General features: G+C 72.4%; 19 protein-coding genes. 9 read left to right on the top strand and 10 right to left on the bottom strand.

Translation table 11 applies throughout. From position 1 onward, the window contains the following. Positions 1-9 precede the first annotated feature (9 nt). The 3 genes from ACZ5DS_RS01790 to rsmH all read right to left on the bottom strand — a co-directional run bounded on the left by ACZ5DS_RS01790 (position 10) and on the right by rsmH (position 3593). On the bottom strand, positions 10-1974 hold the full coding sequence (locus ACZ5DS_RS01790) for a peptidoglycan D,D-transpeptidase FtsI family protein (RefSeq protein ID WP_468232931.1): 1965 nt from the start codon (positions 1972-1974) through the stop codon (positions 10-12). Between the two features lie 5 nt (positions 1975-1979). Beyond that, positions 1980-2573 carry a cell division protein FtsL gene (gene ftsL, locus ACZ5DS_RS01795; RefSeq protein ID WP_468232933.1) on the bottom strand — a complete coding sequence of 198 codons (594 nt, stop codon included), beginning with the start codon at positions 2571-2573 and terminating at the stop codon, positions 1980-1982. Between the two features lie 63 nt (positions 2574-2636). Next, a complete protein-coding gene (gene rsmH, locus ACZ5DS_RS01800; RefSeq protein ID WP_468232935.1) occupies positions 2637-3593 on the bottom strand; it encodes a 16S rRNA (cytosine(1402)-N(4))-methyltransferase RsmH in 957 nt (318 codons plus the stop codon). Between the two features lie 419 nt (positions 3594-4012). Between rsmH and ACZ5DS_RS01805 the strand changes: the two genes are divergently transcribed. From ACZ5DS_RS01805 to ACZ5DS_RS01820, 4 genes are all read left to right on the top strand, one after another. Next, positions 4013-4561 (top strand): beta-class carbonic anhydrase, encoded by a 549-nt coding sequence (locus tag ACZ5DS_RS01805; RefSeq protein WP_468232937.1) that lies wholly within the window; start codon positions 4013-4015, stop codon positions 4559-4561. A 276-nt stretch (positions 4562-4837) separates the two neighbouring features. Next, the gene (locus tag ACZ5DS_RS01810) at positions 4838-5878 is read left to right on the top strand and encodes an AAA family ATPase (RefSeq protein WP_468232939.1); all 1041 of its coding nucleotides are present in this window, start codon (positions 4838-4840) and stop codon (positions 5876-5878) included. After that, the gene (locus tag ACZ5DS_RS01815; RefSeq protein ID WP_468232941.1) at positions 5878-7239 is read left to right on the top strand and encodes a DUF58 domain-containing protein; all 1362 of its coding nucleotides are present in this window, start codon (positions 5878-5880) and stop codon (positions 7237-7239) included. The genes ACZ5DS_RS01810 and ACZ5DS_RS01815 overlap by 1 nt, the downstream gene beginning before the upstream one ends. Beyond that, positions 7236-9626: a transglutaminase TgpA family protein gene (locus ACZ5DS_RS01820; protein ID WP_468232943.1), complete on the top strand. Its 2391-nt coding sequence runs from the start codon at positions 7236-7238 to the stop codon at positions 9624-9626. The genes ACZ5DS_RS01815 and ACZ5DS_RS01820 overlap by 4 nt, the downstream gene beginning before the upstream one ends. Positions 9627-9760: 134 nt before the next feature. Here the strand turns inward: ACZ5DS_RS01820 and ACZ5DS_RS01825 are convergent, their stop codons facing one another. From ACZ5DS_RS01825 to ACZ5DS_RS01835, 3 genes are all read right to left on the bottom strand, one after another. Next, positions 9761-10150, bottom strand: a complete 390-nt coding sequence (locus ACZ5DS_RS01825) for a DUF3040 domain-containing protein (protein WP_468232945.1) — start codon at positions 10148-10150, stop codon at positions 9761-9763. 277 nt (positions 10151-10427) lie between these two features. Then, positions 10428-11198, bottom strand: a complete 771-nt coding sequence (locus tag ACZ5DS_RS01830) for a methyltransferase (protein ID WP_468232946.1) — start codon at positions 11196-11198, stop codon at positions 10428-10430. Positions 11199-11322: 124 nt separating this feature from the next. Beyond that, complete coding sequence (locus tag ACZ5DS_RS01835) at positions 11323-11886, bottom strand: SAV_6107 family HEPN domain-containing protein (protein WP_468232948.1); 564 nt, start codon at positions 11884-11886, stop codon at positions 11323-11325. A gap of 165 nt (positions 11887-12051) precedes the next feature. Between ACZ5DS_RS01835 and ACZ5DS_RS01840 the strand changes: the two genes are divergently transcribed. The 5 genes from ACZ5DS_RS01840 to ACZ5DS_RS01860 all read left to right on the top strand — a co-directional run bounded on the left by ACZ5DS_RS01840 (position 12052) and on the right by ACZ5DS_RS01860 (position 18152). After that, positions 12052-12873, top strand: a complete 822-nt coding sequence (locus tag ACZ5DS_RS01840; RefSeq protein ID WP_468232949.1) for an ATP-binding cassette domain-containing protein — start codon at positions 12052-12054, stop codon at positions 12871-12873. Continuing rightward, entirely contained in the window at positions 12845-14929 is a 2085-nt protein-coding gene (locus ACZ5DS_RS01845; protein WP_468232951.1) for a YhgE/Pip family protein, read from the top strand. Before ACZ5DS_RS01840 ends, ACZ5DS_RS01845 begins: the two co-directional genes overlap by 29 nt. A 47-nt stretch (positions 14930-14976) precedes the next feature. Further along, on the top strand, positions 14977-15606 hold the full coding sequence (locus ACZ5DS_RS01850) for a TetR/AcrR family transcriptional regulator (RefSeq protein ID WP_468232953.1): 630 nt from the start codon (positions 14977-14979) through the stop codon (positions 15604-15606). 362 nt (positions 15607-15968) lie between these two features. After that, positions 15969-16583 (top strand): DUF4126 domain-containing protein, encoded by a 615-nt coding sequence (locus tag ACZ5DS_RS01855; RefSeq protein ID WP_468232955.1) that lies wholly within the window; start codon positions 15969-15971, stop codon positions 16581-16583. Positions 16584-16643: 60 nt separating this feature from the next. Beyond that, the gene (locus tag ACZ5DS_RS01860; protein WP_468232957.1) at positions 16644-18152 is read left to right on the top strand and encodes a phytoene desaturase family protein; all 1509 of its coding nucleotides are present in this window, start codon (positions 16644-16646) and stop codon (positions 18150-18152) included. 13 nt (positions 18153-18165) lie between these two features. Here the strand turns inward: ACZ5DS_RS01860 and ACZ5DS_RS01865 are convergent, their stop codons facing one another. The 4 genes from ACZ5DS_RS01865 to ACZ5DS_RS01880 all read right to left on the bottom strand — a co-directional run bounded on the left by ACZ5DS_RS01865 (position 18166) and on the right by ACZ5DS_RS01880 (position 21288). After that, positions 18166-19098: an SCO2102 family sporulation regulator gene (locus tag ACZ5DS_RS01865; RefSeq protein WP_468232958.1), complete on the bottom strand. Its 933-nt coding sequence runs from the start codon at positions 19096-19098 to the stop codon at positions 18166-18168. Between the two features lie 56 nt (positions 19099-19154). After that, a complete protein-coding gene (gene metF, locus ACZ5DS_RS01870; protein ID WP_468232960.1) occupies positions 19155-20078 on the bottom strand; it encodes a methylenetetrahydrofolate reductase [NAD(P)H] in 924 nt (307 codons plus the stop codon). A gap of 109 nt (positions 20079-20187) precedes the next feature. Next, positions 20188-20835, bottom strand: coding sequence for a thiamine phosphate synthase (thiE, locus tag ACZ5DS_RS01875; RefSeq protein ID WP_468232962.1), 648 nt, complete (start codon positions 20833-20835; stop codon positions 20188-20190). Positions 20836-20922: 87 nt separating this feature from the next. Next, complete coding sequence (locus ACZ5DS_RS01880; protein WP_468232964.1) at positions 20923-21288, bottom strand: Rv2175c family DNA-binding protein; 366 nt, start codon at positions 21286-21288, stop codon at positions 20923-20925. Between the last annotated feature and the right edge of the window lie 33 nt (positions 21289-21321).

Raw genomic sequence — 21321 nt, forward strand, 5'->3', positions numbered from 1 at the left:
GGGTGCTGATCAGGGCTTGTAGTCGACGGGCAGGTTCGCGGGCTTCGCCCCGGTCGGCGGGACCTGGAGGGTCTTCAGGGCGAACTCCATCACCTGCTTGTAGATGGGTCCGCAGATCTGGCCGCCGTAGTAGCTGCCGGACGTGGCGTTCTGGATCGCGCAGTAGACCGTGATCCGCGGGTTGTCCGCGGGTGCGAATCCGGCGAACGACGAGGTGTAGCCGTGGTAGCGGCCGGTGGCCGGATCCACGCGGTTGGCCGTGCCGGTCTTGCCCGCGACCCGGTAGCCGGGGATGCGGGCCCTGATGCCGGTGCCCTGCTCGTCGTCCACGACGGACTCCAGCATCTGCGACAGGGTCGCGGCCGTCTTCGCACTGACCACGCGGGTCTTCTTGGGCTGCGGGGCGGGGATGAAGCGGCCGTCGGCGCCCTGGATGCCGCGCACCATGGTCGGCTCGACGCGGACACCGCCGTTGGCGATGGTCGAGTACACGGAGGCGGCCTGCATGGCGCTGAGGGAGAAGCCCTGGCCGAAAGGAATCGTGTACTGCTGCGACGTCGACCACTTGTCGGCGGGCGCGAGGATGCCCCTGGTCTCGCCGGGGAAGCCGAGTCCGGTGGAGCTGCCGATGCCGAACTTGCGCAGGTACGAGTAGAGGACCTTGTTGACCTGCGGCTGGGTCCTGCCGAGCTGGCCGGTGGCGAGGATGGTGCCGATGTTGCTGGACTTGGCGAGCACGCCGTTGAGGGTGAGGTACCAGGTGTCGTGGTCGATGTCGTCCTGGAAGAGCCGGTCGCCGCGGTGCAACCGGTTCGGTACGACGACGTGGGTGAGCGGGGTCGCCGCGTTCTCCTCCAGCACCGCGGCCATGGACATCACCTTGGCGGTGGAGCCGGGCTCGTAGGCGTCCTGGACGGCCGCGTTGCCCATGGCCGCCCCGTCGGCCTTCGACAGGTCGTTCGGGTCGAAGCCGGGCGAGTTGGCCATGGCCAGGATCTCGCCGGTGCGGGTGTCCTGGACGATGACGTACCCGCGGTCCGCCCTGGACTTCCTCACCTGCTCGGTGATGGCGTTCTGGGCGGCCCACTGGATGTCGCGGTCGATGGTGAGCTCGACGTCGCTGCCGGGCACGGCGCGCGTCTGCGTCGACCCCGCCGTCGGCACCTCGCGGCCGCCGGACTGGGCGTAGCGGATCTTGCCGTCCTTCCCGGACAGCTGCTTGTTCAGCTCCTGCTCGATGCCGCCGCCGCCCTTGCCGTCGGCGTTGACCCAGCCCAGTAGCCCGGCGGCGAGGTCGCCGTTGGGGTACACGCGCTGGCTGCTGGGGTCGGCGAAGACGCCGGCGAGCACGTTGACCGCGCTGTGGTCCTTCTCGGCCTTCGTGGAGAGCGCGGCCTTCAGGTCCTTGATCTGCTTCCAGACCTGCGGGGTCTGGCGGTTGGCGAGCCGCGTGTAGCGCGACAGCTTGTTGGCGGGCCTGAGCTTCTGGACGATCGTGGCCTGGCTCTGGCCGAGGATCGGCGCGAGCAGCGCGGCGGCCTGCTCGGGTCCGTCGGCGATCTTCAGCTGCTTGGCCGTGAACATCGTCGGGTCGGCCGTGACGTCGTACGCGTTCTCGCTGATGGCGAGGGACACGCCGTTGCGGTCGGTGATCCCGCCGCGCTCGGCTGCCACGGTGTGCGCGACGTACCTGTTCTGCTCGGCCTTGGCGGCGTAGGCGCTCGCGTCGACGGCCTGGACCTGGAGCAGCCGTACGACGAAGGCGAGCAGCACCAGGGTGAGCGCGAGGCCGACCATGCGCAGCCGGGGGCGGGGGCTGCCCAGCCGCAGGGGCGGCGGGGGCATGGGCCGGGCACCGCTCGGCCGGCGGGCCGGACGGGCACCGGGCCCGGGCTGCCGCCGGACGGCACCCCGCGGCCGGGGAGGCTTCGCGGGGCCGGGCACACGGCGGCGCGGCGCTTCCCTGTCGGACACTTCCGTCACCTGCCGGGGGTCGGGGTGGGGGCGGGCTGGAGGGTGGAGAGCGGCGCCACCGCCGCGTCCGGGGCGGTCACCGGGGCCGGAGCCGAGGGGGCGGGGACGGAATCGGCGGGGGGCTGCGTCGGCGCGACCGACGGGGACGCGGGGGACGGCTCTAGGGGCACGGAGGAGCCGGAGGCCGGAGCGATGGCCTCCGGGGGGACCGGCCCGGAGAGCGAGGCGGGCTCGGGGCCGACGGGGTTCGGTACGCCCTTGACGGTGCCGCCGGGGTCGAGGAAGGCCGGGTCGCCGCCGGGGACCATGCCGAGTTCGCGGGCGCGCCGCTGGAGGGCGTCGGGGGACGAGTAGGCGTCGATGTCCCGCTGGAGCGCCTGCTCCTCGTCGGTGAGCGTCTTGGTCCGCTTCTGCAGGGCGTCGAGTTTGAACGAGCCCTCGCTGAGCGCGGAGTTCAGCACCAGCAGCCCGATGAGGCCGCCGCCGAGCAGCAGGACGACGAGGAGGACGAACGGCGTGCGGGCCGCGCGGGCGCGGCCGGCCGGGAAGAGCCGGGCGAGCCGGGCGGCCCTCCCCCTCAGTTGGGGTTTCCTACTCACTGGGCCTCCGGTGGCTGCGGAGCACCGACGGGTGAGTCCGGAAACCCAACCGACCCGATTCGCTCACTCGGCGTCCTCCCTGATGCGCTCGGCACCCCGCAGCCGGGCCGGTGCGGCCCTGCGGTTCTCGGCGACCTCTTCCTCGGTGGGAAGTTCGGCACCGCGCGTGAGCAGCTTGAGTCGCGGCTGGTAGCGCTCGGGCACGACCGGCAGCCCGGGCGGCGCTGTGGACGCGGCGCCGGCCGCGAACACCTGCTTCACCAGCCGGTCCTCGAGCGAGTGGTACGACAGCACGGCGATGCGTCCGCCGACGTCGAGGGCCTTCACCGCGGCCGGAATCGCCCGCTCCAGGACGGACAGCTCACCGTTGACCTCGATGCGCAGCGCCTGGAAGGTGCGCTTGGCCGGGTTGCCTCCGGTGCGCTTGGCGGCCTGCGGCAGCGCGTCCCGGATCAGCTCGACCAGTCGTGCGCTGGTACTGAACGGCTCCTTCTCGCGCTCGCGGACGATCGCCGAGACGATCCGCTTGGCCTGCTTCTCCTCGCCGTACGCGCGCAGGATCCGCACCAGCTCGCCCGCCGGATAGGTGTTGAGGACCTCGGCGGCGCTCATGCCGGTCGTCTGGTCCATGCGCATGTCGAGGGGGGCGTCCTGGGCGTAGGCGAAGCCGCGGTCGGCCTCGTCCAGCTGCATGGAGGAGACGCCGAGGTCGAACAGGACGCCCTGCACGCGCGGGATGCCGAGCCGGTGCAGTACGTCGGGCAGCTCGTCGTAGACGGCGTGCACCAGGGTGGCCCGCTCGCCGAAGGGCGCGAGCCGCTCGCCGGACAGGCGCAGCGCCTCCTTGTCCCGGTCGAGGGCGACGAGCCGCGCCTCGGGGAACCGCGCGAGCAGCGCCTCGCTGTGGCCGCCGAGGCCGAGGGTGCAGTCGACGACCACCGCTCCCGGCCGCTCCAGGGCGGGCGCCAGCAGATCCAGGCACCGCTGGAGCATCACCGGGACGTGTCGACTCTGGCTCAAGGGGGCCTCTCAGTTCCGGCCGGCCGTACGTACCGCCGGGTCCCCGCCCGCTCTGTGAAGGGGAGGCCTGCCGGCGCCGAAAGCGTCAGCCGACCGGGAGCGGGAGGAGGCCGAGCCGTACGTACGCGCCGCGCACGTGGGGAGACGGTCCGGGTGTGGGCCGGGGTCTCCGGGAGTTTCACCAGCAGGGAGAGCCTCGTCTCCCGCTTCGCGTCACTTTAGTCCACCGTGTCTCGCGGTCAATCAACCGGCCTGCGCGTCGCGTACCGCATCCCGGTGGGAGCCGCAATTCGAACGGATTCACCCGTGCGGTCCGAGTTTGCCCTCCGTATGGGGTAGCTCACAACAAGCCACGATGACGTTTTTTGTCCCGCTCTCACAGCAGGCCGGGCCCGGAGGTGACCAGTAACGTCATGAGTATGACGACTTCCGCAGCAGTTCCCACTGGATCCGAAGGCGCCATACCGAGCAAGGGCACCGTGACGGACCGCCTGGTGGAGGCCAACGGGCAGTACGCCTCCGCGTTCACCGACCCCGGCATGGACGCCCGTCCCGTGCTGCACGTGGCCGTGGTGGCCTGTATGGACGCCCGGCTCGACCTGCACGCCGCGCTCGGCCTGGAGCTCGGCGACTGCCACACCATCCGCAACGCGGGCGGAGTCGTCACCGACGACGTCATCCGCTCCCTCACCATCAGCCAGCGGGCGCTCGGTACCCGCAGCGTCGTCCTGATCCACCACACCGGATGCGGTCTGGAGTCCCTCACCGAGGACTTCCGGCACGAGCTGGAGATGGAGGTCGGCCAGCGCCCCGCATGGGCGGTGGAGTCCTTCCGGGACGTCGACCAGGATGTGCGCCAGTCCATGCAGCGGGTGCGCACCTCGCCGTTCCTGCTGCACACCGACGATGTGCGCGGCTTCGTCTTCGACGTGCACACGGGCCTGCTGCGCGAGGTCGACCCGGCCTGAGCCCGGTCCGGCCAGGCGCACCGGCCCGCCCCGAACACCCCGCCGTACGCACGCATTCCGCCGCCCGGCAGCGAAAACGGTGGTCGAAATGGCCGTAAGACCGACATCGTGCGGGCAGTTGTCCACAGGCGAGTGACACGAATCGGTAACGGCAGCAAGAATGCGGGGGGTGGGCGTCGCGTGGAACCTTTTCCGCGCGGTGTCCGTGTTTTCGGGGTGGGCCGGTTTCGCATCGCAGAGCGTCGGCCCGAGTAAGAACGGGCCGAGGAGGGCCGGGTGACGACCTATGACGATCGAGCGAGCCTCACTGATCTGACCGCCACTGTGGAGCGCGTCCGCAGTTCGGTGGAGGGTGTGATCGAGGGCAAGCCCGAGGTCGTACGGCTTTCGCTGACCGTACTGCTCGCCGAGGGACACCTGTTGATCGAGGATGTCCCCGGGGTGGGCAAAACGATGCTCGCCAAGGCGCTGGCGCGGTCCATCGACTGCTCGGTGCGGCGCATCCAGTTCACTCCCGACCTGCTGCCGTCGGACATCACCGGTGTGTCCATCTGGGACCAGCAGCGCCGTGACTTCGAGTTCAAGCCGGGCGCCATCTTCGCGCAGATCGTGATCGGCGACGAGATCAACCGCGCCTCGCCCAAGACCCAGTCGGCGCTGCTGGAGTCCATGGAGGAGCGGCAGGTCACCATCGACGGGCAGACCTACGAACTGCCCAGCCCGTTCATGGTGGTGGCCACCCAGAACCCGGTCGAGATGGAGGGCACGTACCCGCTGCCCGAGGCCCAGCGCGACCGCTTCATGGCCCGGGTCTCCGTCGGCTACCCGAGCATCGAGGCCGAGCTGCAGATGCTGGACGTGCACGGCGGGGCCTCCCCGCTGGAGGACCTCCAGCCGGTGGCGCACGCGCACGAGATCGTGAAGCTGATCGAGGCGGTGCGCGGGGTGCACGTCTCGGAGGCGGTGCGGCGGTACGCAGTCGAGCTGGTCGCGGCCACGCGCACCCACCCCGACCTCAGACTCGGCGCCTCCCCGCGCGCGACACTGCACCTGCTGCGCGCGGCCAAGGCGACCGCCGCCCTCGCCGGCCGGGAGTACGCGCTGCCGGACGACGTCCAGGCGCTCGCCGTCGCCGTCCTCGCCCACCGGCTGCTGCCCACCACCCAGGCCCAGCTCAACCGTCGTACGGCCGAGCAGGTGGTGCGGGAGATCCTGCAGCACACCCCGGTGCCCGCGACGCCGCAGCAGCAGAGCGGCTTCGGCGGTCTGGGCCGGGCCGTTCCGGCCTATCCGCAGCAGCCCCCGCGGAGCCTGTGATGAACACCGGGGGGACGGGGCAGGCGGAGGCCGACCGCGGGGAGGCGGGCGGGGTCCGCACGGCCCTGGCGGGGCTCACCACCCGCGGGCGGTCCTTCCTGGCCGCCGGGATCGCGGCCGCGGTCTGCGCGTATGTGCTGGGCCAGAGCGATCTGCTGCGGGTCGGCCTGCTGCTGGCCGTGCTGCCCCTGCTCTGCGCGGCCGTGCTCTACCGCACGCGCTACCGGGTGGCCGGCAGCCGCCGGCTCTCCCCCGCGCGCGTGCCCGCCGGCAGCGAGGCCCGGGTGCATCTGCGGATGGACAACGTCTCCCGGCTGCCCACGGGCCTGCTGATGCTCCAGGACCGGGTGCCCTACGTCCTCGGTCCCCGGCCGCGCTTCGTGCTGGACCGGGTGGAGCCGGGCGGCCACCGCGAGGTGTCCTACCGGGTCCGCTCCGACCTGCGCGGCCGCTATCCGCTCGGCCCGCTCCAGCTGCGCCTGACCGACCCGTTCGGGATGTGCGAACTGACCCGCTCCTTCTCGACGTCCGACACCCTGACCGTCATCCCGCGCGTGGAGCCGCTGGCGCCGGTCCGGCTCAGCGGCGAGGCCCGGGGGTACGGCGACGGACGGCAGCGCTCGCTGGCCCTGGCGGGCGAGGACGACGTGATCCCGCGCGGGTACCGCTACGGCGACGACCTGCGCCGCGTGCACTGGCGCTCCACCGCGCGCTACGGCGAGCTGATGGTGCGCCGCGAGGAGCAGCCGCGGCGCTCGCGCTGCACGGTCCTGCTGGACACCCGGGCGATCGGCTATGAGGGCGCGGGCCCCGACTCGGCCTTCGAGTGGGCCGTCTCCGGCGCCGCGTCGGTCCTGGTCCACATACTCGAACGGGGCTTCACCGTGCGCCTGCTGACGGACGGCGGCAGCTCGGCGCCGGGTGAGGGCGCCGACGGGTTCGCGGGCGCCGGCCAGGAGGGCGCGGACGCGGCCGGGCTGATGATGGACACCCTCGCGGTGATCGACCACTCCGACGGCACGGGCCTGGCCCGGGCGTACGACGTGCTGCGCGGCGGGAACGAGGGGCTGCTGGTCGCCTTCCTCGGCGATCTCGACGAGGAGCAGGCAGCGGTGGTGGCCAGGATGCGGCAGCGCAGCGGCGCAGCGGTCGCCTTCGTGCTCGACCCGGACACCTGGGTGCGCGAGGCGACCGATGTGCCGGGCCCGGGCGACCGGCACGCGGAGCGGCTGCGCATGCTGCGCGAGGCGGGCTGGACGGCGCTGAGCGTGCCGCGCGGCGCCTCGCTGAACGATCTGTGGCGGCAGGCGGACCGGGAACGCTCGGGCCTGACCGCCGTGAGCGGGGAGGCACTGGGATGAGCGGGCGGGCACGACTGGCCCTGTGCGCCGCCGCGGCCACGCTGATGACCGCGTGCGCGCTGTTGCCCCTGGTCGACCAGTCCATCTGGCTGTTCCAGGCGATCCTGCTGATCGGCGTGCAGACCGGGGTGGGCGCGGCGGCGCGGCGGGTGCCGCTGGCGCGGCCGCTGACCGTGGCGGCGCAGGCCCTGGTCTCGCTGATGCTGCTGACCCTGGTCTTCGCCCGGCAGCAGGCGATCATCGGGATCGTCCCCGGCCCGGACGCCTTCCGGCACTTCGCCGACCTGCTCCAGCAGGGTTCGGACGACGTCAGCCGGTACGCGATACCGGCACCGCTCACGGACGGCATCAAGCTGATGCTGATCGGCGGTGTCGTGGTGATCGGCCTGCTGGTGGACACCCTCGCGGTGACCTTCCGCAGCGCGGCCCCGGCCGGACTGCCGCTGCTCGCGCTGTACTCGGTGGCCGCCGGGCTGTCCGACGACGGCCTCGACTGGCTGTGGTTCCTGTTCGCGGCGGTCGGCTATCTGATGCTGCTGCTCGCCGAGGGCCGGATCCGGCTGGCCCAGTGGGGCCGTGTCTTCGGCGGTGCGCCCCGCAACCCGGGCGAGCCGGAGGGCGGAGCGGTGGCCCCGGTGCGCACCGGGCGCCGGATCGGCGCGGTGGCGCTCGGGGTCGCCGTGCTGGTACCGGCCCTCCCCTTGTTCACGATCCAGGGCGGGCTGCTGGACGCCACCGGCAGGGGCATCGGCGCGGGCCACGGGACCGGCGGCACGATCTCCGCGGTCAACCCCCTGGTGTCGCTGCGCGACAGCCTCAACGTGGAGAACGACCGCCAGGTGCTCTCCCTGAAGACCAGCACGGGCGACCTCTCGGACATGTACCTGCGGATCGTGTCCCTGGACGACTTCGACGGCACGACCTGGAAGCCGTCCCAGCGCCACATCGTCGGCGTCCCGGACGTCCTCCCGACACCCGTCGGCCTGGGCACGGACGTCAAGCGGACCACCGTGAAGACGACGATCACGGCGGCGGACTGGTACGCCCAGGACTGGCTGCCGATGCCGTACCCGCCGAGCGCAGTGCGCATCAGCGGCAACTGGCGGTACGAGCCCGTCGGCATGACGCTCGTCGGCGACCACGGGCAGAACACGCGCGGCGAGACCTACCAGGTGAACAGCCTGGACGTGCAGCCGACCGCCAAGCAGCTGGCCGAGGCTCCCCAGCCGCCCGCCGCCGTGAAGCGCGAGTACACCAAAGTGCCGGCCAGGCTGCCGAAGGTGGTGGCCCGGACCGCCAAGGGGATCACCGCGGGCGCGTCGAGCCACTACGAGGAGGCGGTCAAGCTCCAGGACTACTTCGCCGTGTCCGGCGGCTTCCAGTACGACACCCAGGTGGAGGTCGGCCACGGTCCGGACGCGATCGCGACCTTCCTGGAGAAGAAGCAGGGCTTCTGCGTCCACTTCTCCTTCGCGATGGCGGCGATGGCCCGCACACTCGGCATCCCGGCCCGGGTCGCGGTGGGCTTCGCGCCCGGCACCCCGCAGGCGGACGGCACGGTCTCGGTGAGCCTGAAGGACGCGCACGCCTGGCCCGAGCTGTACTTCGAGGGTGTGGGCTGGACCCGCTTCGAGCCGACCCCGTCCCGGGGCACCACGCCCTCGTACACCCGGTCGGACACGCCCAGCAGCTCCGTGCCGAACGAGGCCCTGCCGTCGCGCGGTGCGTCCACGGCGCCCTCGGCGTCGGCCGCGCCGAGCGAGAGCTGCACGTCCCAGCAGCGCAAGCTCGAGGCGTGCGACAGCCCGTCCGCGGCCGTGGCGGTCCACGCCGGTGGCGTCGACCTGTGGCCCTTGCTGTGGCTCCCGCTGATCGGGCTCGGCGCCCTGGCCGTCCTGGCGATCCCGCTGGCGCCGATGCTGTGGCGGACCCGCCTGCGGTCCGTCCGGCTCGGCGGGTACCCGCGGACCGAGGAGGGTGCGGCGGCGCACACGCTGGCGGCCTGGCAGGAGCTGACCGACAGCGCCTGGGACGTCGGCATCCTGCCGGACGAGTCGCAGACCCCGCGCACGGCGGCCGCCCGGATCGTCCGGCTCGGGCAACTCGACCCGGCCGCCGGAGCCGCCGTGCACCGGGTGGCGGACGCGCTGGAGCAGGTGCTGTACGCGCCCCGGCCGCGCCCGGTGGCGGGCCTGGCGGAGGACGTGCGCCGGGTGATCACCGCCCTGAACGGCAGGATCGGCAGGGGGACGCGGCTGCGGGCGCAGTTCGCGCCGCGGTCGGCCGTGCGGGTGCTGTGGGCGGTGTCGGCCCGGTGGGCGGCGCTCAGGGCGCGTGCGGTGGCGGCCCGGCCGACGCTGCCCAGGCCCTCGGGGCAGCAGGGCTGAGACCGAGTACGGCAGAGCGGAGACCGCGCACGTGTGAGGGGTGACCACCGGCTGGTGGTCACCCCTCACTGATGTCTGCTCACTGATGTCTGCTGTTGTCTGCGCGAATCCTGTTCTCGCGTACCGCCGAGCGGCTAATGACCCTGCTGCTCGTCCCGGCGGCGCTGCCAGCGCTGCTCGATCCGGTCCATCATGGAGCGCTTCTGCCGTACCTGGCGGCGAGTGGCGCCCGCTGCGGGCTGCTCACCCGGCTTGGGAGCCTTGCGCCAGCCCGTGACGGCGAGCACGGCGCAGCCCAGCATGACGAGGAAACCCACCACGCTGACCCAGATCTGCTGTGCGACCATTCCGGCCATGAGGAGCGCGATACCCACGAGGAAGCCCGCGACCGCCTGGTAGACCCGCCGCCGGGTGTACGTCCGCAGCCCACTTCCCTCAAGCGCCGACGCGAACTTGGGATCTTCGGCGTACAGCGCTCGCTCCATCTGCTCGAGCATGCGCTGCTCGTGCTCCGAGAGCGGCACGGAGTCCTCCTCATCGTGCAGTCGCCGGGGCGACCCGGGGGGTCCCTTCAGGATAGGCAGGGAATCGCCCCCGTGAAACCCGCCCCTCTGCGCCAATAGGCCAACCGGAATCCGCCATGGGCGTCCCGGCTCGCTGAGGCTTCCATTCCCCGGCGGCCGATCCGTCATGCCGGACGATATACCTCGATCATACGGCGCAAACCGCTCGATCGGGGGGCTTGTGTCGTACTCCATCTGCTGCCAAGTCCCTGATCAGCGGCAGGTCCAGGAAGGCCGCTCAAGCCTGTGCGGACCCGCGTGCCTCACCGAGCACATGGAGCTGGGTGGCGACGGAGTGGAAGGCGGGCAGCTCGGCCGCGGCGGCCTCCAGCTTCAGCAGGGCGTCGAGGGCGCCGGGCTCGGTGTCCACCAGGACGCCGGGCACCAGGTCGGCGAAGACCCGCACGCCGTGCACGGCGCCGATCCGCAGGCCCGCTCCCTCGACCAGCTCGGTGAGCTGCTCGGCGGTGAAGCGGCGCGGCATCGGGTCGCCGGCGCCCCAGCGGCCCGCCGGGTCCTCCAGCGCCTGCTTGGCCTCCTTGAAGTGGCCGGCGAGGGCCCGCGCGAGGACGGCACCGCCGAGACCGGCGGCGAGGACGCTGAGGAAGCCCTCGGAGCGCAGTGCGGCCACCGCGTTGCGGACGCCCTCGGCGGGGTCGTCCACGTACTCCAGGACGCCGTGGCACAGCACGGCGTCGTAGCCGCCGCGCTCGGCCACGTCGAACAGGCCGTGGGCGTCGCCCTGGACGCCCTTGACCCGGTCGGCGACGCCGGCCTCGGCGGCGCGGCGCTCCAGCGCGAACAGCGCGTTCGGGCTGGGGTCGACGACGGTGACGCGGTGGCCGAGGCCCGCGACGGGCACGGCGAACTTGCCGCTGCCGCCTCCGGTGTCGAGCACGTCCAGCGACTCCCGCCCCGTGGCCTTGACCCGGCGGTCGAGGGCGTCCTGGAGGACCTCCCAGACCACGGCGGTACGGAGAGAGGCGCGGGGGCGCATCGGGTCCGACACGGCAGTTGACTCCTCGGCAGGGCGGACGGCTTCCGGCGACCTCCACCCTATTGCCTCCGGTGCCCTACCTGGTCATCGCGGCTCTGTACGGACGGCTGCGTCTCGTACGCCGGACCATGGGCCGTCAGCCCGCGTCCGGGAGGTCGCCGCGGGTGCCCGGGCCGGCCTGTTCGCCGGTGTCCTGGCGGGGCTGGGGCAGGACGGGCTGGAGCACCAGCATCCGCTCGACGATGCGGAGGAACATCGCCGCGTCGCGTATCAGGTCGTCGGCGTCCCGCTGCCAGGCCGCGCCCTGGATGCCCGCCTCGGCGCGGGCGCGGCGGGCGGCGCCGGAGGCGAACAGGGCGCTCCACTCGGTCAGTTCGGGAGCGATCTCGGGGAGCACCTCCCAGGCGCTGCGGATGCGGGCCCGGCGGCGCGACGAGGTCTCGGGGCGGCCCCGTGCGGCGAGCACGGCGGCGGCGGTGCGCAGGGCGGCGAGGTGAGCCGTCGCATAGCGCTCGTTGGGGGTTTCCAGGCGGTCGGCCTCGTCGAGTCCGGCGCGGGCCTGGGCGAGCAGGTCGAGGGCGGCGGGCGGAGCCGTGGCCCGGCGGAGCACGGGGTGCACATCGCTCGCCGGGCCGGTCAGTGAGGGGGCAGGGCCGGTGGCGCGGCGCCGGTGGGCGGCGGCTGCGGACGAGTTGGCCATGACGAACCTCCCATCGTCTGGGTGACGGCACGGGTGCCGTATGTGCCCATCGTGAGGTATGGCACTGACAATCCGTTCTGACCTGGGCTTTTGCCTCGATCGTAGGTTCGGGCGTATTTTTGCACTGACCAGTCAGTTCAAAACGGCAAGCAGGCAGGGGGGCTTGTGGACGGCGTGGACATCACGGCCGAGGGCCTCGGGCTCAAGGGCCCGCGGGGGTGGGCCTTCCGCGGCATCACCGTCGACGCACGACCCGGCTCGCTGATCGCGGTCGAGGGACCGTCCGGCTCCGGCCGTACGAGTCTGCTGCTCGCGCTCACGGGACGGATGAAGACCACCGAGGGAGCGGCCACGGTGGGCGGGTTCCGGCTCCCCCGGCACCTGGCGGCCGTGCGCCGCATCGCCGCCGTGGCCAACGTGGCCGGCGTCACCGACCTGGAACCGGCCCTGACCGTCGGGGAGCACCTGCGCGAACGCGCCCTGCTCCAGCGCAGGTTCGGCGACTCGCTGCGCGAGGCGCTGCGGCCCCGGGCGGACCGCACCCACGAGGCACGGCTGCGCGTGGACGCGGCCCTGGCCGCCGCCGGACTCGACACGGAGACGCTCCCCAAGGGCTCCCGGACGGCCGTACGCGACCTGGAGCGGCTCCAGGAGCTGCGCCTGTCCATCGCACTGGCCCTCCTCGGCGGGCCCGGGCTGCTCGGCGTGGACGACGTCGACACGAAGCTCTCGGACGCCGAACGCACCGAGGTCTGGGACCTGTTGCGCTCCCTCACGCGCGCGGGGACGACGGTCGTGGCCGTGTGCCGCACCGCCCCCGCGGACGCCCTTGCCCTCTCCACCGGGCGGGACGACACCCACCAGAGCGACCCGGAGAACAGGCCCCAGAGCGACCCGAGGAACGAGCCGGAGAACGAGCCGGAGAACGACCTGCCGAACGACCCGAAGGAGGAGGCCGATGCGCTCGCCGAGGCTGGCCGCGCTTGAGCTGAGGCGCTTCGGGCGGGGGAAGCTGCCGCGCGCCGCCCTGGTCGCGCTGCTCGTGCTGCCCCTGCTCTACGGCGCGCTGTACCTGTGGTCGTTCTGGGACCCGTACGGCCGTCTGGACCGCATCCCGGTGGCCCTCGTGAACGACGACGAGGGCGCCACGGCGGGCGGGAAGAAGATCACGGCCGGCGACGACATCGTGGCCGGGCTGCGCGACAGCCGGACCTTCGAGTGGCACGAGGTCAGCGACGCCGAGGCCCGCCGGGGCGTCGAGGACGGCAGCTACTACCTGTCGCTGACGATGCCGGGCGACTTCAGCGAGCGGATCGCCTCCAGCTCGGGCGACTCCCCTGAAACGGGCGCGCTCCGGGTGCGCACGAACGACGCGAACAACTACATCGTCGGGCAGATCTCCCGGACGGTCTTCAACGAGGTCCGCTCGGCCGCCTCCACCAAGACGTCCCGGACCTTCCTGGACCGGATCTTCGTCTCCTTCTCCGGCATCCACGACAAGACCGTGACCGCCGCCGAGGGCGCCGACCGGCTCAAGGGCGGCCTCGGCAAGGCGGAGAAGGGCTCCAAGGACCTCGCGGACGGCCTGAGGGACGCCAAGAGCGGCAGCGGCAAGCTCTCCACGGGGCTGACGAAGCTCACCCAGGGCGCGAGCGACCTGGAGGACGGCTCGCAGCAGGTCGCGAACGGCACGCAGACCCTCGCCGACAACGTCAACGGCGTCTACCGGCAGGCCGGTCCGTTCCTGAAGGACAACGAGAAGACCATCGGCGACACCGCTCAGCTGGTCGCGGACTCGGCCAAGGCGGTCCGCCACAATCTCGACGACCTGGTGGAGCACGCGCCGGACGCCGCCCGGCTCGCCCACGCCTCCTCCGCCGTCCTGGACGAGGTCTACAAGGCGCGCTGCGAGAGCGGCGTGCTCCCCGACCCGGCCTGCCCCGAGCTGAAGAAGGCCCGGCAGGCGGCCGCCGACGTGGCCACCGTCGCCGACGACCTCAACACGCTGATCGCCGACCAGGACGGCGACCTGAAGACGCTGCGGGACAACCTCGTCACGCTCCAGAAGCAGGCCCAGGCCCTGTCCGATCGCGCACCGCACCTCTACGAGGACGTGGCCGACGCCGTCCGGAAGATCAACAAGTTGAACGGCGGTGCCGCCGAGGTCGCCGCGGGCGCCAGGAAGCTGCACACCGGGATGGGTACCGCCGAGACCGGCGCGAGCGCGCTCGACAAGGGCATCGGCACGGCCCACGCGGGCGCCGACACGCTCAGCGGCGGCATGTACAAGCTGGTCGACGGCTCCGGAAAGCTCGCCGGAGGTCTGCACGACGGCGCGAAGAAGATCCCGGACTACGACAAGCAGGACCGCGACCGGCGCACCGGCGTGATGGCCGACCCGGTCCAGCTGGCCTCCCACGACCTGCACAAGGCGCCCAACTACGGCACCGGGTTCGCCCCGTACTTCATCCCGCTGTCCCTGTGGGTGGGCGCGATGGTGGCGTACATGCTGATCCCGCCGCTCAACCGGCGTGCCCTGGCGGCCGGTGCGCCGGCCTGGCGGATCGCGCTGGCCGGCTGGCTGCCGGTGGCCGCGGTGGGCGTGCTGCAGACGGTCGCCCTGATGTCCGTGCTGCACTGGGCGATCGGTCTGCAGATGGCGCGGGCGGCCGGCACGGTCGGCTTCCTGTTCCTCGTGGCGGCGTGCTTCGCATCGATCGTGCAGTGGCTGAACGCCCGCTTCGGCGCGGCCGGCCGGATCCTCGTGCTGGCCCTGCTGATGCTCCAGCTGACCTCGGCGGGGGGCACGTATCCCGTGCAGACCAGCCCGGGCTTCTTCACCGCACTGCACCCGTTCCTGCCGATGAGCTACATCGTCGAGGCCCTGCGCCGGCTGATCACGGGCGGCGGGCTCGGCCCGGTGTGGCAGGCGTGCGGCGTGCTGGTCGCGTACACCGCGGGCGCCGTCGCGCTCACCGCGCTCGCGGCCCGGCGCCGCCAGGTGTGGACGCTGGACCGGCTGCACCCGGAGCTGAGCCTGTGATCGCCAACGCGTCCCTGCACGCGCGCGTACCTGTGACAATCAGGGCCATGGAAAGCAGCAGCGCCACGTCCGGCGGCAGCACGCGCCGCGAGGCCACCCGCCAGAAGCTCTACGAGGCGGCCGTCACCCTCATCGCCGAACAGGGCTTCTCCGCCACCACGGTGGACGAGATCGCCGAGCGGGCCGGGGTCGCGAAGGGCACGGTCTACTACAACTTCGCGAGCAAGTCGGTCCTCTTCGAGGAACTGCTGCGGCACGGGGTGGGCCTCCTCACCGCCTCCCTGCGGGAGGCGGCCGAGCGGACCGCGGCCGAGGGCGGCAGCAAGGTGGACGCGCTGGACGCGATGGTCCGGGCGGGCCTGGTCTTCATCGACCGCTACCCGGCCTTCACCCAGTTGTACGTGGCCGAGCTGTGGCGCACCAACCGCGCCTGGCAGTCCACGCTGATGGTGGTGCGGCAGGAGGCCGTCGCCGTCGTCGAAGGAGTGCTGCGCGAGGGCGTGGCAGCCGGCGAGTTCAGCGAGGAGATCGACATCCAGCTGACGGCGGCCGCGCTGGTCGGCATGGTGCTGGTGGCCGCCCTGGACTGGAAGGCCTTCCAGCCGGAGCGCTCCCTGGACGACGTTCACGCGGCCCTGTCCCGGCTGCTCCAGGGACGCGTGAGCGGCAAGGGCTGATCAGAGCGCGGAGCACGAGAAAGGCGCCGGTCCGCTGCCGGACCGGCGCCTTCCCACTCCCCCGTACTTCCCGTACTCCCCGTACGGTTTCCCCCGTTGGTCCCCCGTGGTGGTCTGCCCCGGGTCCCCCGTGCCTCGCTTCCGCCGACGGATCGGCGGAAGGAGCGGCCAGGGCGCGGGCGCCGTTCCGCCGCCCCGTGTCGGCGGTACCGGTCCGCGCCCCTTGCCGTGTCTCCACTCTCCCGTCGACGCAGGTCGCGGCCCATCCGCGCCCGTACTCATCTCGCCGTCTGAGTACGGATACTCAGGCGTGCGTGCGGGTGCCCACGACGCCGGTCCGCCGTCTGGCTACGATCGCGTCCGTGTCCGTGCTCCCCCTTGTCTTCACCAGCGGCTGGGCCAGCGGCATCAACGCCTACGCGGTGGTGCTGCTGCTCGGCCTCTTCGGCGCGACGGGAGTGAGCGACGACGTCCCGCAGACGCTGCAGCGCCCCGAGGTGCTGATCGTGGCGGGCGTGCTGTTCCTGTGCGAGGCGGTCGCCGACAAGATCCCGTACGTCGACTCGGTGTGGGACTCCGTGCACACGGTCGTCCGGCCGCTCGCGGGCGCCTGGGTCGGGGCACTGCTCGCCGGGCACAGCGGCTCGCTGCCGGACGTGGCCGCCGGTCTGATCGGTGGTTCCACCGCGCTGGCCAGTCACACCGTGAAGGCCGGGACGCGGATGGCGGTCAACACCTCGCCCGAGCCGTTCAGCAACTTCGTCCTGAGCCTCGCCGAGGATCTCGGGGTGGGCGGTATCGTCGCGTTCGCGATGTTCCATCCGGAGGCGGCGGCGATCATCGCGGCGGTGCTGCTCGTCTCCGGGCTCGTGGTGCTGGTGTTCCTGATCTCGCGGATCCGGCGCTTCCTGCGGCGCCGGGCCCAGCGGCGCGAGGAGCGGCGGCTCGCCTCGCGGATGCCCGGGCCGCCGGGCTGACGGCCAGGGGCGGACCGCCCGCGGGCCGGATTGTCAGTGGCAGTCGATAAAGTCGCAGGCATGGCACGGATTGCGGTGATCGGCGCCGGGATGGGCGCGATGGCGGCCGCTGCCCGGCTGGCCGTCGCGGGCCACCGGGTGGCGGTGTACGAGCGGGACGAGACGTACGGCGGTGCGGTGCGCCGCCTGGAGCGGGACGGGTTCGCCTTCGACACCGGCCCCGGTCTGCTGACGCTGCCCGCGGTCTACCGCGATCTGTTCATCAAGACCGGCAAGGAGCCGCTGGAGGACTGCGTCGAGCTGGTCCAGGTCGACCCGAGCTCCCGGCACGTCTTCGCGGACGGCACCGAGGTCTCGCTGCCGAACGCCTCGCGCGCGGGTGTCGTCGCGGCCCTGGACAAGGCGCTGGGGGCGGGGGCCGGGCAGCGCTGGGGCGACTTCCTGGTGCGGGCCCGCGAGGCCTGGGACCACACGCGCCGTCCGCTGCTGGAGGAGCCGCTGTGGCCCAACTGGGACGTGCTGCTGGACAAGGAGCCGTATCCGGGCCTCACGTACAAACGACTGCTGCGCACCCGGCGCGTGGTCAAGCTGTTCGAGATCGGCAGATGGGAGCTGCGCGACCCACGGCTGGCACAGCTGCTGGACGGCTACGCGCTCGCCTACGGCGTCGATCCCGGGATCGCCCCGGCGAGCGCGGCCGTGCTGCCTTACATGGAGCATGCCTTCGGCACCTGGTACGTGCGCGGCGGAATCCGGGAACTGGCGCGCGCGGTGTACGAGCGGTGCCTGCAGCGGCGGGTCGAGTTCGTCTTCGGCGCCGAGGTCACCCGGGTTCTGGAGAAGGACGGCCGGGCGGCCGGGGTGGAGCTGGCTGGGGGTACGGCGGCCGAGGCCGACTTCGTCGTCGGCACCGGGCCCTGGCGGCTGACCGGCCTGATCGCGGGCCGGGACCTGTACGGCGCGCGGGACGTGCCCGCGGAACCCGAGGACCACTACCCGGGCCGGGCGGTCGTCTGCCTGGCACTGCGCGGTGCACGGGAGCCCGGCGCCGTGCACCGCACGGTGGTGCACGCGGTCGACGCCGACGGTGACCTGGAGCTGTTCCGGCACGGGGTGGTGCCCGACCTGCCGACGGTCGTCGTGGACCGACCGGACGACCCGGCTCTGCGTCCCGACGGGGAGCACGAGTCCGTGGTGCTGACCGCGACGGTGCCGTCGGCGACGGAGTACGACTGGGCCGCGCCGGGCGCCGCCGACGCCTTCGCGGACCGGATGGTCGCCGCCGCGGAGCGCGCTGTGCCGGGGCTGCGCGAGCGGGTGCTGTGGCGCGAGGTCCGCACACCCCTGGACACCGAGCGGGAGACGGGCGCCACGGGCGGTGCGGTTCCGCCACCCGCGCTGGCCGCGCCGGAGGGCGTGCTGCACCCGTCCAACACCACGGCGATACCAGGCCTGTTCACGGCCGGAGGCTGGTCGCACCCGGGCGGCGGACTCGCCCACGCCGGCATGTCCGGCGCGCTGGTGGCCGGGCTGATCGTGGAGGGACCGGAGTTCCGCGGCTCGCAGTGAGCAGAGCCGGGCCTCAGAAGCGGTACTGCTCGTCGTACCCGGCGCCCGGCTGCGGCTGCTGCCCCTGGCCCTGGTACGGGTACGGCTGCTCCTGCGGGAGTTCGCCGCCGTAGGTCTCGTCGTTGCGCTGCTGCGGGACCCAGACCCCGGCGGCCGGGGTCTCGCCGTAGCCGCCGGTGGCGTACGGGTCCTGGCCGTAGCCCTGCTGGCCGTACTGCTGCTGGCCGTAGCCGGGGTCGTACGAGGTGCCGCCACCGTAGGACTGGGTGCCGATGTAGGGGTCGGAGTAGTTGGCGTAGCCCTGCTGCTGGCCGCTGGTGTCGTAGCCGTACCCCTGCTGGGCGTAGCCCGAGTAGTCGTAGGCGTAGTTCTGGTCCGCCGGCTGCTGCTGGGCGGCGCCCGCGTAGGCGGTGTCGCCGTAGACGCCGTAGGAGCCGGTGTCGTCGGGGAGGGGCTGGGGCTCGTAGACGGCGGTGGTCTCGGCGGCGGTGGGCTCGGCCGGCCGGACAGGAGTGAAGACGTCGTCGCGGTCGTAGTCGTCGTCGCCGTAGGCGAGCTGCTCGCGGCCGTAGTCGGCGTCCCGGTCGTCACCGGCCTCCGCGGCCTCCAGGTCGGAGACCTCGAGTGTCGGATCGTTTCGCTCCGCCCTGCCGCGGCGGCGCTTGCTGCCGCCGCCCTCGGTCGCGGCCTCGGGCCGCTTGACCGCCCAGCCGGCCGCGAAACCGCGGCGGAAGGACAGCGTGACGTAGGTCTGGCCGATCGCGAAGGCGATCGCGCCCACGCCGATCACGATGACGGACGGCATCAGCACGCCGAGCACGACACCGAGGAAGCCGACGAAGGCGAGCAGCCGCCAGCGCAGCCGCGCCTTGTACTGCAGCAGCACCTCGCCGAGCAGCCACAGTGCGACGATTCCGAACGCGATGTAGAGGACCGTCCAGCCCATGTACGCCCCTCTCCCAATGACCGCTACGCAGTGTGTCGTATCGCGGTGCGGCCGGTCTAGGCCTGCGGGGGGTGGTGCAGGCCCAGGTTCTCGTAGATTTCCAGCGTCGCCGTGGAGTTGTTGAGCGTGATGAAGTGCAGACCGGGCACTCCCTCGGCCAGCAGCCGTGCGCAGAACTCCGTGGCGAACTCGATACCGATGGAGCGTACCGCCGCCGGATCGTCCTTCGCTGTGAGGATCCGCTCTTTCAGGGCGTCCGGGAATTGCGCATTGCTGAGTTTGGGCAATCGTTCCAGCATCTTCACGCTGGTGACAGGCAACACCTCCGGAATGACCGGGGTGTCACAGCCGGCGGCCGCCACGCGGTCGCGCAGACGCAGATACGACTCCGACTGGAAGAACATCTGCGTGATGGCGTAGTCGGCGCCCGCACGGCACTTGTCGACGAAGTGGCGGACGTCCGTGTCCCACTCCGTGGACCGCGGGTGCATCTCGGGGAACGCGGCGACGCCCACGCAGAAGTCGCCCGACTCCTTGATGAGCCGGACGAGTTCCGCCGCGTACGTCAGGCCCTTGGGGTGCGGGATCCAGTCGCCCATCGGGTCGCCGGGCGGGTCGCCGCGCACGGCGAGCATGTTGCGGATGCCGGCGTCCGCGTACTGGCCGATGATGTTGCGCAGTTCGGCGATGGAGTGGTCGACCGCGGTCAGATGGGCGACCGGTGTGAGCGTCGTGTCCACGACGATCTGCTGGGTCTCCTTGACCGTGGTCGCGCGCGTGGAACCGCCGGCCCCGTAGGTGACGGAGACGAAGTCGGGGGCCACGGCCTCGACCCTGCGCAGCGCGTTCCACAGGTTCCGCTCGCCCTGGGGGGTCTTCGGCGCGTAGAACTCGAACGAGTACGTCGTCTTGCCGGTGGCGAGGATCTCGCGCACGGTGCGTGCGCGATCAGTCCTGGTGGATGCGGTTCCAAGGGCCATACCCGCAGGTTAGCCAGGGGTGGACGGTCCCCCAACCGGGCACCGGAAATTTGCCCGAATTGTCGGACTCCTGTCCACCCCTTGGACAAAAACGCGGACAGAGGGGCCTCTACAGCTGCCTCAGCCGCTTGGCGAGCTCCGCCGCGGCCGCTCCGGGGTCGTCGGCCTCGGTGATCGCGCGGACCACGACCACCCGGCGGGCGCCCGCGTCCAGCACCTGGTCCAGGTTGCCCAGGTCGATGCCGCCGATGGCGAACCAGGGGCGGTCGGTGCCCAGGCCGGCCGTGTACCGGACCAGGTCGAGGCCGGGGGCGTGGCGGCCCGGCTTGGTGGGGGTGGGCCAGCAGGGGCCGGTGCAGAAGTAGTCCACGCCCTCCTGGACCGCGGCCGCTCGGGCCTCGGACTCGGCGTGCGTGGAGCGGCCGATCAGCACGTCGTCGCCGAGGATCGCGCGGGCCGCGGGGACCGGGAGGTCGCCCTGGCCGAGGTGGAGCACGTGGGCGGAGGCGGCGTGGGCGACGTCGGCCCGGTCGTTGACCGCGAGCAGCTTGCCGTGCCGGGCGCAGGCGTCGGCGAAGACCTTCAGGTGCTCCAGCTCCTCGGCGGCCTCCATGCCCTTGTCGCGCAGCTGGACGATGTCGACACCGCCGGCCAGGACCGCGTCCAGGAACTCGGCGAGGTCGCCCTGCCGGCGGCGGGCGTCCGTGCAGAGGTAGAGGCGGGCGTCGGCGAGATGGCCGCGGGCGGTGTCGGACATGCGTGGGTCCCCCCGTCGTCGGTGTTCATGGGCGGGCGGGGTGGCGCAGCGGCCGCGGCCACTGCGCCACCCCTGGTGCGGGTCGGTTCAGACGGCGAGCGCCTGGGCGCGGCGCTTCACCTCCGTGCCGCGATTCTCGCTCAGGGCCTGCGCGGGGGTGCCGGGCAGGGTCGGGTCGGGGGTGAAGAGCCACTCGATCATCTCTTCGACCGTGAAGCCGTCGTCCCTCAGGAGCGTCAGGGTCCCGGACAGGCCCTTGACGACCTTGTCCCCGTCGATGAAGGCGGCGGGGACGTGCAGCGCGCGGTTCTCACCTCGGCGTACGGCGATGAGCTGGCCCTCCTTGACCAGCTGCCGCACACGTGTCACCTCGACGCCGAGCTGTTCGGCGATGTCGGGGAGGGTGAGCCAGGCGGGGACGAGAGCTTCAATCTTTGCGTCAATCTCGGTCACGGGAACAAGCCTGCCATCCCCCACTGACAGTCG

The organism is Streptomyces sp. NPDC031100 (genome assembly GCF_055570785.1).